General features: G+C 65.8%; 14 protein-coding genes and 1 tRNA gene. 8 read left to right on the plus strand and 7 right to left on the minus strand.

Annotated elements, in window-relative coordinates:
- Positions 1 to 12: 12 nt before the first annotated feature.
- The 3 genes from ABD866_RS14520 to ABD866_RS14530 are packed head-to-tail and all read right to left on the minus strand — an operon-like array spanning position 13 to position 3,010.
- Positions 13 to 597 carry a peptidylprolyl isomerase gene (locus ABD866_RS14520; RefSeq protein ID WP_345066639.1) on the minus strand — a complete coding sequence of 195 codons (585 nt, stop codon included), beginning with the start codon at positions 595 to 597 and terminating at the stop codon, positions 13 to 15.
- Positions 594 to 1,853 carry a L,D-transpeptidase family protein gene (locus tag ABD866_RS14525; RefSeq protein ID WP_345066641.1) on the minus strand — a complete coding sequence of 420 codons (1,260 nt, stop codon included), beginning with the start codon at positions 1,851 to 1,853 and terminating at the stop codon, positions 594 to 596. Before ABD866_RS14525 ends, ABD866_RS14520 begins: the two co-directional genes overlap by 4 nt.
- A gap of 47 nt (positions 1,854 to 1,900) precedes the next feature.
- Entirely contained in the window at positions 1,901 to 3,010 is a 1,110-nt protein-coding gene (locus ABD866_RS14530) for a L,D-transpeptidase Cds6 family protein (protein ID WP_345066644.1), read from the minus strand.
- A gap of 205 nt (positions 3,011 to 3,215) precedes the next feature.
- Here ABD866_RS14530 and cysS point away from each other — a divergent pair, with 205 nt between their 5' ends.
- From cysS to ABD866_RS14560, 6 genes are all read left to right on the plus strand, one after another.
- Entirely contained in the window at positions 3,216 to 4,598 is a 1,383-nt protein-coding gene (gene cysS / locus ABD866_RS14535; protein ID WP_345066647.1) for a cysteine--tRNA ligase, read from the plus strand.
- A 51-nt stretch (positions 4,599 to 4,649) separates the two neighbouring features.
- The gene (locus ABD866_RS14540; RefSeq protein ID WP_345066650.1) at positions 4,650 to 5,339 is read left to right on the plus strand and encodes a DNA-3-methyladenine glycosylase family protein; all 690 of its coding nucleotides are present in this window, start codon (positions 4,650 to 4,652) and stop codon (positions 5,337 to 5,339) included.
- A gap of 72 nt (positions 5,340 to 5,411) precedes the next feature.
- A complete protein-coding gene (locus ABD866_RS14545; protein ID WP_345066653.1) occupies positions 5,412 to 6,389 on the plus strand; it encodes an acetyl-CoA carboxylase carboxyltransferase subunit alpha in 978 nt (325 codons plus the stop codon).
- A 175-nt stretch (positions 6,390 to 6,564) separates the two neighbouring features.
- Positions 6,565 to 8,424, plus strand: coding sequence for a methyl-accepting chemotaxis protein (locus ABD866_RS14550; RefSeq protein ID WP_345066656.1), 1,860 nt, complete (start codon positions 6,565 to 6,567; stop codon positions 8,422 to 8,424).
- Between the two features lie 116 nt (positions 8,425 to 8,540).
- Positions 8,541 to 9,524, plus strand: a complete 984-nt coding sequence (tilS, locus tag ABD866_RS14555) for a tRNA lysidine(34) synthetase TilS (protein WP_345066658.1) — start codon at positions 8,541 to 8,543, stop codon at positions 9,522 to 9,524.
- A 266-nt stretch (positions 9,525 to 9,790) separates the two neighbouring features.
- A tRNA-Ser gene (locus ABD866_RS14560) sits at positions 9,791 to 9,883 on the plus strand.
- A gap of 144 nt (positions 9,884 to 10,027) precedes the next feature.
- Here the strand turns inward: ABD866_RS14560 and ABD866_RS14565 are convergent.
- The 4 genes from ABD866_RS14565 to ABD866_RS14580 form a co-directional block, all read right to left on the minus strand.
- Entirely contained in the window at positions 10,028 to 11,728 is a 1,701-nt protein-coding gene (locus ABD866_RS14565) for a flagellinolysin (protein WP_345066662.1), read from the minus strand.
- Between the two features lie 234 nt (positions 11,729 to 11,962).
- Positions 11,963 to 12,388, minus strand: coding sequence for an RNA-binding S4 domain-containing protein (locus tag ABD866_RS14570; protein WP_345066665.1), 426 nt, complete (start codon positions 12,386 to 12,388; stop codon positions 11,963 to 11,965).
- A gap of 5 nt (positions 12,389 to 12,393) precedes the next feature.
- Entirely contained in the window at positions 12,394 to 13,842 is a 1,449-nt protein-coding gene (locus ABD866_RS14575) for a sensor histidine kinase (RefSeq protein ID WP_345066668.1), read from the minus strand.
- Entirely contained in the window at positions 13,839 to 14,528 is a 690-nt protein-coding gene (locus tag ABD866_RS14580) for a response regulator transcription factor (RefSeq protein WP_425549595.1), read from the minus strand. Before ABD866_RS14580 ends, ABD866_RS14575 begins: the two co-directional genes overlap by 4 nt.
- A gap of 135 nt (positions 14,529 to 14,663) precedes the next feature.
- On the opposite strand from ABD866_RS14580, the gene ABD866_RS14585 reads away from it, so the two are divergent.
- Together ABD866_RS14585 and ABD866_RS14590 are read left to right on the plus strand one after the other, a co-directional pair.
- Positions 14,664 to 15,629 (plus strand): Bug family tripartite tricarboxylate transporter substrate binding protein, encoded by a 966-nt coding sequence (locus ABD866_RS14585; protein WP_345066674.1) that lies wholly within the window; start codon positions 14,664 to 14,666, stop codon positions 15,627 to 15,629.
- A gap of 110 nt (positions 15,630 to 15,739) precedes the next feature.
- Positions 15,740 to 16,255: a tripartite tricarboxylate transporter TctB family protein gene (locus ABD866_RS14590; RefSeq protein WP_345066676.1), complete on the plus strand. Its 516-nt coding sequence runs from the start codon at positions 15,740 to 15,742 to the stop codon at positions 16,253 to 16,255.
- The last annotated feature ends 9 nt before the right edge of the window (positions 16,256 to 16,264 follow it).

Here is a 16,264-nt window from a genome sequence, read left to right on the forward strand (position 1 = left end):
AGCAGGCGTCGCTTACTTGGCAAGCAGCGTGGCCGACTGGATGACCACCGGCGTGGTGGGCACGTTCTGGTGCATGCCGCGGTTGCCCGTGGGCACGGCCTTGATCTTGTCCACCACGGCCGTGCCTTCCACCACTTTGCCGAACACGGCATAGCCGTGGCCATCGGGCTGCGGGGCGTTGAGCATGTCGTTGTTCTTCACGTTGATGAAGAACTGCGAGGTGGCCGAGTTGGGCGCGGGCGTGCGCGCCATGGCGATGGTGTAGGTGTCGTTCTTCAGGCCGTTGTTCGCTTCGAGCGGAATGGGCGCACGGGTGGGTTTTTGCACCAGGTCCATGGTGAAGCCACCGCCCTGGATCATGAAGCCGTCGATCACGCGGTGGAACACCGTGCCGTCGTAGTGCTTGTCCTTCACGTATTGCAGGAAGTTCTCGACCGATTTCGGCGCCTTGGCGGGGTTGAGTTCCACCACGATCTCACCCAGCGAGGTCACCAGCTTCACGCGCGGTGCGTCCTGGGCATGGACCGCGCCCATCCCGCAGGCGGCGGCGAGCACGGCGGCCGCAAGGCGCAGCGTGGTCTGTCGTCTGGAAATCATCCAATCACTCCTTCAAAAAAGATCTGCCATTGTTGGCCACGCCGTATCCAATACTGGCGCTTGACGGTGCCCGTGCGGGCACCGCGTGCGACTTCGCCGAACGTTACCACCATCGTTTCGGCGGAATCCGTCCAGCGCAGCAGGGACTTGTCTTTGAGCTCGATTTCGCGTCCCTTGAGTGCACGAGCCTCGGCTTGCAGCACGGGCGCCCAGTCGGCCAGGCTTTTCTTGCGGTTGCTCTGAAAATCCGACGCATAAAAGGTCAGCAGCCGCTGCATGTCACCAGCGGACTTGGCCGATCGCCAGGCCTCCAGCACGCTGTCGAATGATTGGCGCTGTGCCTGCACATCGCGGGGCGTCACCCACTGCAGCTGGCGGGCAATCACCACCGGCGTGCTGCGTGGCTCCACCATGCGCAGCAGGCGCTCCAGATCGGGGTTGGCCAGGACGAGGCAGCCGTCTGTGGCCAGCGGTGCGCGCGCGAACTGTTCGGGCGGCGTGCCGTGCAGCCAGATGCCGCTGCCCGTCTTGCCCCGGGCTTGATCGAGCGGGTTGGGATAATTGATGGGCAGCGCACCCACACCGTAGAAGTCGCGCAGTGTGTCGGGGTCGAGACGGCTGGTGATGAAGTACACCCCCAACGGCGTGCGCTGGTCGCCTTCCACGTTCTTGTCGATGCCCAGCTTGCCCACCGACACGTAGTAGTCCGCCACCAGTCGCAGACCCGAGGCTGAATTCTCAAACAGGTACAGGCGCGACCGCGAGGTGTCGACAGCGATCGCGTGGCGGGTGCGTGCAGGGAGTTCCAGAAACTGCGCAGGCAGCGTACCCAGGGCAGGACGTGCCTTGTGAGCCTGCACGCGCTGCAGCGATTCGATGCGCAATTCATCCAGCACGGCGGCGGCCTCGCTGGCGCGGCTGGTGTCGGGCTCCGGCACGTCGCCCACGCGCCGCACAGGGCGGATGCGCGCAGCCAGCAAGTCGCCCAGCGCGAGCTGCGCAAGCTGGAAGTTGGGGTGGTCGCGCACCAGGGCCTCAGCCTCGACCAGCGCTTCGCGCGAGCGACCTTCGGCCGTCAGGCGATACACCTGCAGCAGGCGCTGTTCAGCCTGCCCGTCGCGCAGCGCAGACGCATTGGTGGGGGCGGGCGACTCAGTGCGTTCCCGCGACTGGCGTGCCTGTGCGGGCAGTGCCAGCACGGCGCCCAGCGCCAGCAGGCCCGCCAGCTGTAGAGCGGATCGGGTGACCTCGGTCATGCAAACTCAAAAGAGGGGCTTTGCCCGGAAGGCCGGTAGCCCGCAGCTCAGCCGCCAGTGGACTCCCGAACGATGACCCAGCGGCCGTTGGCCTGCACGAGATCAAGCGTCTTGCGGCTCGTCACGTTGAGCGAGTCCGCGCTGTAGGCCTGCCGGAAACGGGCGGTGGCCTTGTTGCCGTTGACCGTGATGGCCAGATCTGACAACTGGACCGAGATGCGCGACTTGCCCATGATGCGTGCCTCGCGTTCCTTTTCCCAGGCCGATCGGCTCATGGAGCCTGGGGGGTCAAAGTCCTTGCCGTAGGCAGCCAGATACCCCTTCATGTCTTTGGCAGACCACGCACGGGCCCAGGCGCGCACGGCGGCGTTCACTTCCTGAATGTCGTTGTCTGCTGCTGCGGGGGCCGGGCTCGGCGCCGGTGCGGGCGCAGGAGCAGGTGCTGCGGCGGTAGCGCTGGCAGCTGGAGCTGCGGCAGCGGGCGTAGCCGCCACCGGTGCCGGGGCGGGCGCAGGTGCTTTGGCCACCACCGCAGGGGCGGGCGCTGCAGCCGGCACAGGAGCGGCGGCCGGTGCCGCAACCGGTGCGCGCGTCGCGGCTGGAGCCGCCGCACCCGCACGGGCAGTGCGGTTCGCCGCATCGGCCGAGAACAATTCGCGGATCAGGGCCAGCTTGGGACGTACCGATGCCTGGTTGGCATCCAGTTGCAGGGCCTTGCTGTAGGCTTGGCTGGCCAGCTTGGCGTAGATGTCACCCAGATTCTCGTGTGCGGTCGCATAGCTTGGGTTGGTGCGGATCGCCATTTCAAGCGCCGTGCGTGCCTTGTCGAGCTGGTTCTGGCTGGCGTACAGTACCGCCAGGTTGTTGTACGGCTCGGGCAACTCCGGGTACTCTTCCGTGAGCTTGGTGAACGTGGCAATCGCTTCGGCGGGCTTGCCGGAATCGGCCAGCGCCACACCGCGCAGAAAGCGCAGTTGCGGGTCGCGCGGTGCGCTGGACAAACGTTGCTCGGCCCTGGCCAACGCTTCGGCAGCCTTGCCCGATCGGAGCAGTTGCGTGATCTCGCTGTAGTCGTCGGCGTGGGCCACGCCCGTGCTCACGAGGGCCGACAGTGCCAGCAGGCGCAGGATTCTGTGAAGTTGGGGGGCGTGCTTCATGGAGATCGGACAGGGTCGGCAGGGCCGCGGCCCGGGGCTTTATACTGCGGCGGATTGTAGCTGAGGGGGTGTCGTGCCACAGCGCTGTGGCGGGCCGCGGATCGCGCCGGGCGCCTGTGTGGGCGCAGCCTCTTGAGGGATCTGCGTCAGCGTTGTCTGTTGTGCCTGCGCACCCTCGTCCTCCCTGTTTCCGAGCCCTTTCCCCATGAGTCTGCGCATTTACAACACGCTCACGCGTGCCCTGGAGGATTTTTCCCCGCTCGAGCCCGGCCATGTCCGCATGTACGTCTGCGGCATGACCATCTACGACCTGTGCCACATCGGCCACGCGCGCATGATGATGGCCTTTGATGTCGTTCAGCGCTGGCTCAAGGCCCGGGGGCTGCGCGTGACCTATGTGCGCAACATTACCGACATTGACGACAAGATCATCAAGCGGGCGCTGGAACGCGGAATTACGATTCGCCAGCTCACCGACGAGATGATCGCCGCCATGCACGCGGACATTGGCGCGCTGGGCATTGAGCCGCCTTCGGTGGAGCCGCGTGCCACCGAGTACGTGCCACAGATGCTGTCGCTGATTGGCCGGCTGGAAGAAAAGGGCCTGGCCTACCGTGCCGGCAGTGGCGACGTGAACTACGCGGTGCGCAAGTTTGCCGGGTACGGCAAGCTGTCGGGCAAGAGCCTCGACGAACTGCGTGCGGGTGAGCGTGTGGCCGTGCTGGATGGGAAAGAGGATCCCTTGGATTTCGTGCTCTGGAAGGCCGCCAAAGCGGAGGAGCCCCCGGAAGCCAAGTGGGAAAGTCCGTTTGGCGCCGGTCGCCCGGGCTGGCACATCGAGTGCTCGGCCATGAGCTGCGCCACGCTCGGGGAAAGTTTTGACATCCACGGCGGCGGTGCCGATCTGCAATTTCCGCACCACGAAAACGAGATCGCCCAGAGCGAAGGCGCCAACGGACAGCCTTTGGCGCGGTTCTGGATGCACAACGGTTTTGTGCGCGTGGACAACGAGAAGATGAGCAAGTCGCTCGGCAACTTCTTCACCATCCGCGACGTGCTGGCGAAGTACGACGCCGAAACGGTGCGCTTCTTCATCGTGCGGGCTCACTACCGCAGCCCGCTCAACTACAGCGATGCGCATCTGGACGATGCTCGGCAGGCCTTGAAGCGCCTCTACACGGCGCTTGATCTGGTGCCGCCAGCGCCGCTCGCGGCCATTGATTGGACCGACCCGTATGCCGCACGTTTCCAGGCGGCCATGGACGAAGACTTTGGCACCCCTGAAGCCATGGCGGTTTTGTTTGATCTGGCGAGCGAGGTGAACAAGACGCGGTCACCGCAATCGTCGGGGCTGCTGCGCGCGCTGGGCGCTTGCCTGGGCATCCTGCAGGGCGAGCCCAAGGCCTTCTTGCGTGCCGGCGCGACCGCGCTGGACGAATCTGAGATCGCGGCACAGATTGCAGCCCGTGCGGCCGCCAAAGCGGCCAAGAACTACGCAGAGGCGGACCGTATTCGGCAGGAACTGCTGGCCCGTGGCATCGTGCTCAAGGACTCGGCGGCAGGCACCACCTGGGAGGCTGCGCAGTGACCCCGCGCTCGGCACAGCCCGCGCGCACCGCATCGAACGCCGAAGGCATACATGGCTCCTGCTAAGAAAAGCGCGACTCCAGCGGCCGCGCCCGCTGCCATCGGCGCTACTCCAGGCGAAGCGGCAACGCCTGCCTACTGGGCCGACGCCTGCAAGCACCTGATGCGCAAGGACCGGGTGATGAAGCGCCTGATCCCTCAGTTCGGTGATGCGCGGCTGCAGACGCGGGGCGATGCCTTTGTCACGCTGGCGCGAAGCATTGTCGGACAGCAGATTTCGGTGAAGGCGGCCCAGACGGTGTGGGATCGCTTCAGCCTGCTGCTGCCGGTGGTGCAGCCGGCGGCCTTGCTGCGGCTCAAGGTGGACGACATGCGCGCCGCGGGCCTGTCGGCGCGCAAGGTGGACTACCTCGTCGACTTGGCGCTGCACTTTGACGATGGCCGTCTGCATGTGATGGATTGGGCGTCCATGGACGACGAGGCCATCATCCAGGAACTGGTGGCCATCCGGGGGATTGGCCGATGGACGGCGGAGATGTTTCTGATCTTCCATCTGATGCGCCCGAATGTGCTGCCCCTGGACGATGTGGGGCTGATCAACGGCATCAGCCAGAATTACTTCTCGGGAGACCCGGTCAGCCGCAGCGATGCGCGCGAGGTGGCCGAGGCCTGGAAGCCCTGGTGCAGTGTGGCGACTTGGTATATTTGGCGGTCGCTCGATCCGCTGCCGGTCACGTACTGACCTTCAGGACGTGCAGGGCCGCTGGCGCGAGCACCTGCCACCCCTGACGCCCTGCGGAACAAGGAGAACAAGTTGGCGAAAAAGACATTTCTGGACTTCGAGCAGCCGATTGCCGAACTCGAAGCCAAAATCGAAGAACTGCGCTACGTGCAGACCGAAAGCGCGGTAGACATCTCGGAAGAGATCGACCAGCTCAGCAAGAAAAGCCTGCAGCTGACCAAGGACATCTACAGCGACCTCTCGCCCTGGCAGATCACCAAGATCGCACGCCATGCGGAGCGCCCGTACACGCTGGACTACGTGCGCGAGATCTTCAGCGATTTTGTGGAGATGCACGGTGATCGGCACTTTTCCGATGACCTGTCCATCGTGGGCGGTCTGGCCCGCTTCAACGGCCATGCCTGCATGGTGGTCGGTCACCAAAAGGGGCGCGATACCAAGGAGCGTACCGCGCGCAACTTTGGTATGACGCGTCCCGAGGGCTACCGCAAGGCCCTGCGGCTGATGAAGACGGCCGAGAAGTTCAGGCTGCCGGTGTTCACCTTCGTGGACACCCCCGGTGCGTTTCCCGGCATTGATGCGGAAGAGCGTGGTCAGTCCGAAGCCATCGGCCGCAACATCTTCGAGATGGCGCAGCTCGAAGTGCCCATCATCACCACCATCATCGGCGAAGGTGGCTCGGGCGGCGCGCTGGCCATCAGCGTGGCCGACCAGGTGCTGATGCTGCAGTACTCGGTGTATTCCGTGATCAGTCCGGAGGGCTGCGCGTCCATCCTCTGGAAGACCAGCGACAAGGCCCAGGAAGCCGCCGACGCCCTCGGTATCACGGCGCACCGACTCAAGGCGCTGGGGCTGGTGGACAAGATCGTGAACGAGCCCGTGGGCGGTGCCCACCGCGACCACAAGCAAATGGCGGCGTTTCTCAAGCGCGCGCTCGGAGATGCTTTCCGCCAAGTGTCCGATCTCAAACCCAAGGAACTGCTCGACCGCCGCTACGAACGTCTGCAGAGCTACGGACGCTTCACCGACACCAAGGCGGACGGGCGCTGATTGCCCCGGCCCGCCCGAGGGTCTTGTTTCTGCGCAGTCACCAACGGCCCCTCGGGGCCGTTGTCGTTGATAGCCAACGTCTGTCTTGGGGCAGGGTTAGTCGCTCTGGCGCGCTTATTGCAACCAGTTGTAGCATGGGCTGATCGTCCGATCCCGGTCTATGAAGGAGTGCTGCATGTCCATGCTCAAGTCTCTCAAGGGGCAGATCCTGGTGCTTTCCACGGCCTGCCTGGTGCTGGGCCTGATGGTTCTGACAGTCGTCAATTTTTGGGTGGCCAGTGGCCAAGCCCGTGCGAACCTGACAGATGAAAGCCTGGCAACAGCCAAGAGCCACGTGGAAACCATCGAGGAGTGGGGGCGTGCCAAGGCCATGATCATTGCGGCGTCCACCGCCGCCTTTGAGGAGCCCGACCCCGTCAAGACCCTGGCGATCCTGCGAGACGCTGGCAAGTTCTCTACGGTGTACTTCGGCTTCGCAGACAAGAAGTACATCTTCTCTGAAACTCGGAATCTGCCCCCTGATTACGACCCTACGGCGCGTCCCTGGTACAAGCAGGCGGCCGCTGCGGGGACGTCGGTCATCACGCCGCCCTACATTTCTGCCTCGGATGGCAAGCTGGTGGTCACCTTTGCCACGCCAGTGGGCGCTGGCAGCGCTCTCAAGGGCGTGGCAGCGGGTGATGTCTACATGGACGCTGTGGTCGCCACGGTTGCCACCGTCAAGCCGACTCCGCAAAGTTTCGGTTTTATGGCGTCCAGCGATGGGAAGATCATCGCCCACCCGAATGCCGCGCTGACCCTCAAGCCACTGACAGAGCTGTCCAAGGATCTGTCGTCGGAAAAGCTGGCAGCCGCCTCCAAGGGCAATGCGATGCTGCCCGTCGAGATCGACGGCCGTCAGCGCCTGCTGACTGTGGTGCCCATTGCAGGCACCACCTGGATGCTGGTGGTGGCGCTGGACGAGTCCGAGGCGCTCGCCCCGATCCGTTCGATGCTGGTGACATCGGTGGTGTCTAGCATCGTGGTGCTGGGCGTGACGGTCGTACTGCTCGGGGGCATCCTCACCCAGCGCCTGCGCCGCCTGACGTTGGTACGAGACGCCATGCATGACATCGGTGAGGGCGACGGAGACTTGTCGCGGCGCATCGATGCGCAGGGCGAGGACGAGTTGGCTCAGATCGCACACAGCTTCAACAACTTCGCCGGCAAGCTCTCGAATGTGCTGGCACAGATTCGCGATGCCAGCCAATCGGTGCGCCTGGCAGCCGAGGAGATCGCGACTGGCAACCACGACCTGAGCAGCCGCACCGAGATGGCTGCGTCCAGCCTGGAGGAAACGTCGGCCTCGATGCAGCAGCTCACCGACACCGTGCGGCACAACGCCGACGCGGCCCGGCAGGCCAATCAACTCGTGGCCCAGGCTTCGGCCGTGGCCGAGCACGGAGGCACCGTGGTGGGCAACGTGGTCACCACCATGGACCAGATCAACGCGGCCTCGCGCAAGATTTCGGACATCATCGGTGTGATTGATGGCATTGCCTTCCAGACCAACATCCTGGCGCTGAACGCGGCCGTGGAAGCGGCCCGCGCAGGCGAGCAGGGCCGTGGCTTTGCTGTGGTGGCCGGCGAGGTGCGAAGCCTTGCGCAGCGCAGCGCCGAGGCGGCCCGTGAGATCAAGAGCCTGATCGTCAGCTCGGTCGAGCAGGTGGAAAACGGCTCACGCCTCGTGCACGACGCCGGCACGACCATGACCGATATCGTCATGTCGGTGGAGCGCGTGACGCGCATCATGGCCGAAATCTCGGCTTCGACCAACGAGCAGAGCACCAGCATTGCTGAGGTGGGGCAGGCGGTGGCGCAGCTCGACCAGATGACACAGCAGAATGCCGCTCTGGTCGAAGAAAGCGCTGCCGCAGCACAAAGCCTGAAGGACCAATCGGTGCGTTTGTCCGAAGTGGTCGGCACCTTCCGCCTGTCGGAAGAAGGCAGTGCCGCCCGCGGTGGTGGCCACGCTGCTCGCCTGCCTGCGCCCTGAACCTGGTTCGCACGGCGCCTCCTGCTGTTCGGCAGGCGGTGCGTGGTGTGCCCGGGCGTACCAGCAGGTGCGCCCGATAATGCGTGTATGCAGGTGCGCGATCAGGGGCGAGGCCGATGACCAGGAAGCAGGGAGCGCAGAGCGGCCCATCCACGCGTGCCTTCGACGAAGCGCTTGAGGCCTTTGATCCCCCTCTCCCGCTGCTGGTAGGCCTGAGCGGAGGAGCAGACTCCACGGCCCTGTTGCTGGCCTGTGCACGGCGATGGCCCGGTCAGGTGCAGGCGCTGCATGTGCACCACGGCCTGCAGGCGGCGGCCGATGCCTTTGAGGCGCACTGCCGCCAGCTCTGTGAGCAGATGAACGTGCCCCTGGTGGTACAGCGCGTGGCGGCGCAACACGCCCCTGGAGAGAGTCCTGAAGCCGCCGCACGCCGCGCGAGATACCAGGCTTTTGATAGGCTTGTGCTTGACAGTGCTTCAAAGTTTGCTATCAAATCAGTAGCAATCGCGCAGCATGCCGATGACCAGGTCGAAACCGTGTTGCTGGCACTGTCCCGCGGTGCCGGTGTGGCGGGCCTGGCCGCCATGCCGGCGCACTGGCAGCGCGCGGGCATCTCCTGGTACCGGCCGCTGCTGAACGTGCCGGGCGCGGTGGTGCGCGACTGGCTCACGGCCCAGCGCCAGTCCTGGATCGAAGATCCGAGCAACGCGCAGCTGCGCTTCACGCGCAATCGAATCCGCCATCAGGTGCTGCCTACGTTGTATGCGGCGTTTCCCGTCATGCGCGAGACGATGGCGCGGTCGGCCCGGCACGCGGCCGAAGCGGCCCAACTACTGGACGAGCTCGCACAGGCCGACCTGACCAAGCTGGGCGTTCCGCCTGCCATCGCGGGGCTGCAGGCGCTGAGTGCGCCACGGCAAGCCAATGTGCTGCGCTGCTGGCTGCGCGTACAACACGCCACCACGCCTTCAGAAGCGCAGCTGGCCGCGCTTGTGGCGCAGATCGTCGCCTGCACCACACGCGGGCACCGCATCCATCTCAAGGTGGGGCGAGGCTATGTGCATCGCGAAGGACCTGTGCTCGTCTGGTCGGAGGTTTGAGCGCCGTGCCGCTGAGCGCGCCCATGCTCAGTACCTGCAGAGGTCGCAATAAAGCCCGGATGCGCGGTCTTCGGCGTCGGATGCGCGCCTCTTGGGCGTGAAGCCTCGTGCGTGCCCGTAGGGTGCGGCTTGCAGCGGCCGTGCGCTCAAGGGCACCGGCCGCCCAGACGGACTGGACGGCGCTTTGAACGCTCTGCCGCGCCACAGCCGCAACCCCCCTGGGCACCGGCGAAAGCCCGGAAAAATCGGGCATAATAGCGAGCTACGGAAACGTGACCGAGTGGCCGAAGGTGCTCCCCTGCTAAGGGAGTATGGGGTGTAGAGCCTCATCGAGGGTTCGAATCCCTCCGTTTCCGCCAAAACACAAACGCGCCCTCGTGGCGCGTTTTTCTTTTTGGGGCCTGCGCGCCCCGCAGATCGTCTCTCACGAGCGGTAGCCGAGGATTGCGTCTTCAGGCTGGGCGTGCAACGAGCGGACCCGCTGCGTCAGGTTGGACGTCTGCTCAGAGGCGCAGCAGCGCCAGCGCACCGCGGGGCAACTGGCTGGCCTGGGCCACCATGGCCGTGGCGGCCTGTTGCAGGATCTGCTGGCGCGCCAGGCTCGCGGTTTCCGTTGCAAAGTCGGCATCGACGATGCGCGCGCGGCTGGCCGCGCCGGTTTCGCTGCTGATCTGCAGGTTGGCGATGGCCGACTCCAGTCGTGAGGCTTGGGCGCCCAAGGTGGCGCGTTGCGCGCTCACGTACTCCAGGGCCCGATCAACGGCCACGATGGCCTGTGCGGGCGACTTGGTCAGGTCCAGCGTTTCGCGCAGGTTCAGGGCCGTCAGGTTGATGGCCCCGGTGCTCACGTCCAGCGTCTGCCCCGCGTTGGCGCCCACTTGCAAGGCCAGCGTCTGGGTGGCACCCCCGGCGGTGGGAATGGCCTCGAAGCGTTCATCAAACCCGTCCAGCGCATTGGGGCCGGAGCGCGTTCCCGCATTGGCAATGGTGCTGGTGGCGGTGCGTACCGGGCCGCCGTCCACATCGGCACCTCCGATCGCTCCGGTGTCGGCGTTGGTGAGATCCATCGCTGCGACAAACGCCGCCGCATTGGCATTGAACTGTGTATCGAAGTCCGCCTTGCCAGTGAAAGCACCAGCCGACGCATTGGCCAGGGCCTGGTCCAGCGTAGCGCCTGGTACCTGGCTCATGTAGCCCAGTACATCTTTGATGCCGTTGCCGCCAGCCTCTTTGATGCGACTGTGCATGTAACGTACGGCAGCGTACCCGCCCGAATAGCCAGCGCTGCCGCTCACATCGTCCGCGTTGTAGGCCGCCAGGATGCCGGCCACGTTGGTGCCGTTGGCGGTGTCGGCACGCAGACGCTCATCTGCGCCGTGGATGAATTCCGCCAAACCTTCGTTGAACGCCGCTGGCAGGGCGGCCACATTGGTGGTGCGGGCCAGCACGGCGTGCACCATCTCGTGCGCAATGATCCGGTCGGCGTAGTAGGGCGGCGAGCCTCCGTCGGGCAGGTTGGGGGGCGAAAAGTCCGCCAGGTCGATCTGCAGCACGAGATTCAGGCCACGGCCTTGTCCGTCGGTACCGGTGTACTGCACATAGGCGGCCACATTGCCCGCCCCGTCGCTGAAGCCGCTGAGGCGAATGTCCAGGGCTGCGCCATCGCCTCGCAGTCCATAGAAGTCGCGGATCAGTTGTTCGCTGTTTTCCAGCCAGCTGCCCACGCTGGTCAGACCGTCAAACACTGCCAGCTTGGTCGGATCGCCCACAGCGCTGGCAGAGCCAGAGCTGAACAGGCGCATGCCGTTGAACTCGGTCGTGGAGGCCGTGCGCTCAATCTCGGCCGCAAGCTGCCCCACCTCGGCCTGAAGCGCTCTTCGGTCCGATGCGCTGTTGCTGCCGTTGGCTGCCTGGACCGCCAGTTCGCGAATGCGCTGCAGGTTGGCGGTGACGCTGCCCAGCGCGCCCTCGGCGGTCTGCACCATCGATAGCCCGTCGTTGGCGTTGCGCGCCGCCTGGTTGAGGCCCCTTATTTGGCTGGTAAACCGCTCCGAGATGGCCATGCCCGCGGCGTCGTCCCGGGCGCTGTTGATGCGCAGACCGGACGACAGCCGCTGCAAGGATGTGCCAAGCGCGCTTTGCGCCAGGTCCAGCTGTCGCCGGGCCTGCAGCGATGCGACGTTGCTTTGCACGGACAGGGCCATGGAACGCTCGCCAAAAGTGCAGCACACCCCGGCCTCTGGGAGCAGAGCCGGGCCATCGCAGACCCTGAAGCAAGGCCGCTTGGAAGCCTTATCGGCAAGATCTGGTCAAACTTTGGGGGTTTTTAACGAGCGGGAGGTGCTGCGATGGCCTCATGCCTTGCGGTGCATGCATGCAAGCAGGTGGATTGACCCTCCAACGTTTGCACAGGCCGGAGGGCCGTGGTCCTCGCGCAATCAGGGTTCGAGTGAGGCGCTCCAGCGGTCGCCCCAGCCTGTGGTGCGGGCGCGTTCAATGTCGCGCCGGTCGCGCTTGGTCGGTCTCCCCTGGGCGATTGCGCTGGCGGGCTCCGGTGCCAGGCGCCGCAGCTCTGCCTGCCGCTGGCGCTCCGCCAGGCTGTCGGCCGTTTCGGCGTACAGCTGTTGGGCCACCGGAGCCGGGCCGCGCTGTGCGCTCAGGCCCTGCACCACCACGGTGCGCTCCACCGGGCCCTGTCGCAAGACCACGGTGTCGCCGCAGCGCAAATCGCGCGCGGGCTTGGAAAGCTGGCCATTCACCGTCACCCGGCCCTTGCCAATCTCTTCGGCAGCCAGACTGCGTGTCTTGTAGAAACGCGCGCACCAGAGCCATTTGTCCAGCCGCATCGAATCGGAAGCGTTCATGCCGACTATTGTGCCGCCGCAGTGGCCGTGGCGTCCGTCAGGGGCAGCCGGACCACCGCGTCCAGGCCGAGCCTTCGCCCGTGTTCTTCGCGGTTGAGCAACTGGATGCTGCCGCCCAGTGCCGCCACGATCTCATGGCAGATGGCAAGGCCCAGGCCGCTGCCCGTGCGCACGTCGCCTGCCGAGAACGGCTGGAAAAGCCGTGCGGCCAATTCTGCGTCGATGCCCGGGCCGCAGTCGCTGATCGTCAGGGCCGCATGCCGCCCGTCGCTTCGCAGGTCCACGGTCAGCTCGCTGCCCTCCGGTGCGTGGCGTATGGCGTTGTGCAGCAGATTGCGCGAGAGTTCGCGCAGCATCCAGTCGTGTGCCTGCACCAGCGCAGGCTCCGTGTGAATGCCGAAGTCCAGATCCCGCTGGGCAATCAGGGGCGACAGCTCCAGCGATACGCTGCGGAGCACGTCGTCGAACCGTGTGCTTTGGGGCGCGGCCTGTTGGCGCAGTTGCTCGACCTTGGCAAGCGCCAGCATCTGGTTGGCCAGCTGGGTGGCGCGGTTTACGGTGTCGCCAATCTCGCGCAGCGCCTGCTCGGGCGGCACATCGCCCCGGCGTGCCGATTGCACCTGGGTTTTGAGCACTGCCAGTGGGGTGCGCAGCTGGTGCGACGCATCGCGCACAAAGCGCTTCTGGTGGCGCAGCAGATGCCGCAGGCGCTGCATCACTTCGTTGGTGGCCAGGATCAGCGGCTGCAACTCGCGCGGCGCTTCGGGGGCGGCGATCGGGCTCAGGTCTCCTTCGCGGCGGGCTTGTAGCTGGCGGCTCAGGTCGCGCACGGGCCGGGTGGCGCGCTGCACCACGAACACCACCGTGACCGCAATCACCAGCACCAGCACCGCCTGGCGCAGCAGCGTGTTGCGCAAGGTTTGCAAGGCCAGGGCTTCGCGCACCTCCAGCGTCTCGGCCACCTGGATGACCGCCATGCCGCGGCCCCGGGCGCTGGCCACGGGCTGCAGCAGCACGGCCACACGCACCGGGCGCTGGCGGAAGGTGTCGTCGTAGAAATCGACGAGTGCTGCATACGGCGGCCGGTCGGGGATGCGCCCCTGCCAGAAGGGCAGCTCGGAAAATCCAGAGATCACCTGGCCGTCGAGCGTGGAGACACGGTAGAACATGCGGCTCTGGTTGTCGGCTTCAAAAGCCTCCAGGGCCGAGTACGGCACGATGGCCCGCAGCTGCGCGGCGTGGTCGTACCCCTGCACATCCAGTTGCTCGCCAATGCTCTTGGCCGATGCCAGCAGCGTGCGGTCGTAGGCGGTGTTCAGCGAGGCGAGCGTCTGGCCATAGTCGCTCCAGGTGTTGAAACCGATGAACACCAGCACCGGCAGCAGGATGCCGGCCAGCAGCCGACGCCGCAGCGAGGCTGTCGGCGGGCGTGGGCGCATGGCCGCAGGGTTCATGGGGTTTCGTCCGCGCGCAGCAGGTAGCCCAGGCCACGCAGGGTCATCAGGGTCAGGCCTGTGCCCTGCAGTTTTTTGCGCAGGCGATACACCACGACTTCGATGGCTTCGTACTGCACATCCAGCTGACCCGGAAACACCAGCTCGTACAACCGCTCCTTGGCAACAGCGTGGCCAGGTTGCGCCAGCAGCGCGTGCATCAGCGCCAGCTCGCGCGGTGTGAGCTCCATGATGGTGCCGTCGCAGTAGATGGCACCGCTGCCTTTGTCATAACGAATCGATCCGATCTGCAGCATGCTCTCTGCCGCAGAGCGTGGTTCGGACGCACTGCTACGACGCACCAGTGCGCGCAGACGGGCCTCCAGTTCGTCCAGATCGAACGGCTTGGCCAGGTAGTCGTCGGCACCCGCATTGAGCCCGAGCACGCGGTCGCCCACGGTACCGCGCGCCGTGAGGATGAGCACCGGCGTGCGCAGCCCGCGCGCGCGGGCCTGCTGCAGCACCTGCAGGCCGTCCAGCCCCGGCAGCGTAAGGTCGAGCACCACCGCATCGGGCGGACGCTGTGTCCAGTGGGCCAGTGCGGACAGGCCGTCGCCGCTGCTGTGCACTTCCATGCCGCGGCGGCTGAGCGCACGCTGCAGGGTGGTCTGCATGGTGGGGTCGTCTTCTACAAGCAGCAATCGCATAGGCCCGGCACCTTAGCACTGCCGGCAGCGGCCGGGCTGATGAGTGTTTTCCCTGAGTCTGCGGACAGCCGTTTGACAGGCAGCGCGCGCATCATCGACAGCATTCCGTTCCGTTCGTTCACACAAGGAGACACCATGCGTCGCGACACGTTCCTCAAATCCCTGGCCGCGCTGGCGGCCACCGGTGCGCTGCCTCTGGCCGCCCAGGCCCAGGCGGCCGCGGCGTACAAGATGCTGGTGCCGGCCAACCCGGGCGGTGGCTGGGACACCACGGGCCGCGCTCTGGGCAAGGCCATGCAGGAAGCCGGGGTGGCCAGCTCCGTTACCTACGACAACAAGGGCGGCGCTGCCGGTGCGATCGGCCTGGCCCAGTTCGTCAATTCGGCCAAGGGCGATCCGAATGCGCTGATGGTGATGGGCGCTGTGATGGTGGGCGGCATCATCACCGGCAAGCCGCCGGTGGGTCTGGACAAGGTCACGCCGCTGGCCCGCCTGACCAGCGAATACAACGTGTTCGTCCTGCCGGCCAACTCGCCCTTCAAGACCATGAAGGACGTGGTGGACCAGCTGCGCAAGGACCCGGGCAGCGTCAAGTGGGGCGGCGGTTCGCGCGGCTCCACCGAGCACATTGCGGCCGCCATGATCGCGCGTGAAGTGGGCGTGGACCCTGCCAAGATCAACTACGTGGCGTTCCGTGGGGGCGGAGAGGCCACGGCCGCCATCCTGGGTGGCAACGTCACCATCGGCGGCAGCGGCTACAGCGAGTTCGCTGAATACATCGCAGCCGGCAAGATGCGCGCCATTGGCGTGACGTCGGGTGCGCGCCTCAAGGGGGTGAACGTACCCACGCTCAAAGAACAGGGCATCAACGTCGAGATCGGCAACTGGCGCGGCGTGTACGGCGCTCCGGGCATCACGGCGGCACAGCGCAAGGACCTGATCGAAGCCCTGACCAAGACCTTCAAGCACAAGAGCTGGCAGGACGCGATGGAGAAGAACGGCTGGACGCCCGCCTGGCTGGCCGGCGACGAGTTCGCCAACTTCGTGGATTCTGAGTTTGCGAGCCTGCGTGCCACGATGGTCAAGTCCGGCATGATCTGACGCCCGTTTTTCCACCCTCAGGGTTGGCCGCGCCGAGTGCGGCCGCCGTTGGTGCGGCGGCTGCCCCCGCGGTCTTTTTTTTGGGCGCTTGCGCCCTGGAGGCTGATGCCATGACCGAACACTCTTCCCGATCTCCGACCTTGCAGACCCTGGTGGGCCTGGGCGTGGTGCTGCTGGCCCTGGGCCTGGGCTGGGGCGCGTCCACCTTGCCTTCGGATGCCGGCTACGGCGGCGTGGGGCCGAACTTCCTGCCCTGGGTGGTCAGTGCCGTGCTGCTGGTGTGCGGCGTGCTGTGCGTGCTCCATGCCCGCACCGGCGGTTTTCGCGATCTGGAAGAGGGCTCGGGCGACGCGCGTGCGCACTGGGCTGGCTTTGTGTGGGTGTCGGCCGGGCTGCTGCTCAATGCCGCGCTGATCACCACGCTGGGCTTCATCCTGAGCTGCGCGCTGTGTTTTGTGCTGGCGGTGCGCGGCTTTCGCAGCGCCGAGGGGCGGCTCGACTTGCGTCCGGTGGCCTGGTTGCGCGACACGCTGATCGGCGTGGCCGTAGCGGCCCCTGTGTACTGGATGTTCACCAAGATGCTCGCGATCAACCTGCCGGGCCTCACCTCTACCGGATGGCTCTGACGCCTGGAC

This window comes from Acidovorax lacteus (assembly GCF_039540375.1).
In the GTDB taxonomy this organism is placed as follows: Bacteria; Pseudomonadota; Gammaproteobacteria; order Burkholderiales; family Burkholderiaceae_C; genus Acidovorax_G; species Acidovorax_G lacteus.

What these genes read in the sequence shown, in the direction of transcription:
- ABD866_RS14520 (WP_345066639.1), bottom strand. Translation starts at nt 597, where the DNA reads ATGATTTCCAGACGACAGACCACGCTGCGCCTTGCGGCCGCCGTGCTC.
- ABD866_RS14525 (WP_345066641.1), bottom strand. Translation starts at nt 1,853, where the DNA reads ATGACCGAGGTCACCCGATCCGCTCTACAGCTGGCGGGCCTGCTGGCG.
- ABD866_RS14530 (WP_345066644.1), bottom strand. Translation starts at nt 3,010, where the DNA reads ATGAAGCACGCCCCCCAACTTCACAGAATCCTGCGCCTGCTGGCACTG.
- cysS (WP_345066647.1), top strand. Translation starts at nt 3,216, where the DNA reads ATGAGTCTGCGCATTTACAACACGCTCACGCGTGCCCTGGAGGATTTT.
- ABD866_RS14540 (WP_345066650.1), top strand. Translation starts at nt 4,650, where the DNA reads ATGGCTCCTGCTAAGAAAAGCGCGACTCCAGCGGCCGCGCCCGCTGCC.
- ABD866_RS14550 (WP_345066656.1), top strand. Translation starts at nt 6,565, where the DNA reads ATGTCCATGCTCAAGTCTCTCAAGGGGCAGATCCTGGTGCTTTCCACG.
- tilS (WP_345066658.1), top strand. Translation starts at nt 8,541, where the DNA reads ATGACCAGGAAGCAGGGAGCGCAGAGCGGCCCATCCACGCGTGCCTTC.
- ABD866_RS14565 (WP_345066662.1), bottom strand. Translation starts at nt 11,728, where the DNA reads ATGGCCCTGTCCGTGCAAAGCAACGTCGCATCGCTGCAGGCCCGGCGA.
- ABD866_RS14570 (WP_345066665.1), bottom strand. Translation starts at nt 12,388, where the DNA reads ATGAACGCTTCCGATTCGATGCGGCTGGACAAATGGCTCTGGTGCGCG.
- ABD866_RS14575 (WP_345066668.1), bottom strand. Translation starts at nt 13,842, where the DNA reads ATGAACCCTGCGGCCATGCGCCCACGCCCGCCGACAGCCTCGCTGCGG.
- ABD866_RS14580 (WP_425549595.1), bottom strand. Translation starts at nt 14,528, where the DNA reads ATGCGATTGCTGCTTGTAGAAGACGACCCCACCATGCAGACCACCCTG.
- ABD866_RS14585 (WP_345066674.1), top strand. Translation starts at nt 14,664, where the DNA reads ATGCGTCGCGACACGTTCCTCAAATCCCTGGCCGCGCTGGCGGCCACC.
- ABD866_RS14590 (WP_345066676.1), top strand. Translation starts at nt 15,740, where the DNA reads ATGACCGAACACTCTTCCCGATCTCCGACCTTGCAGACCCTGGTGGGC.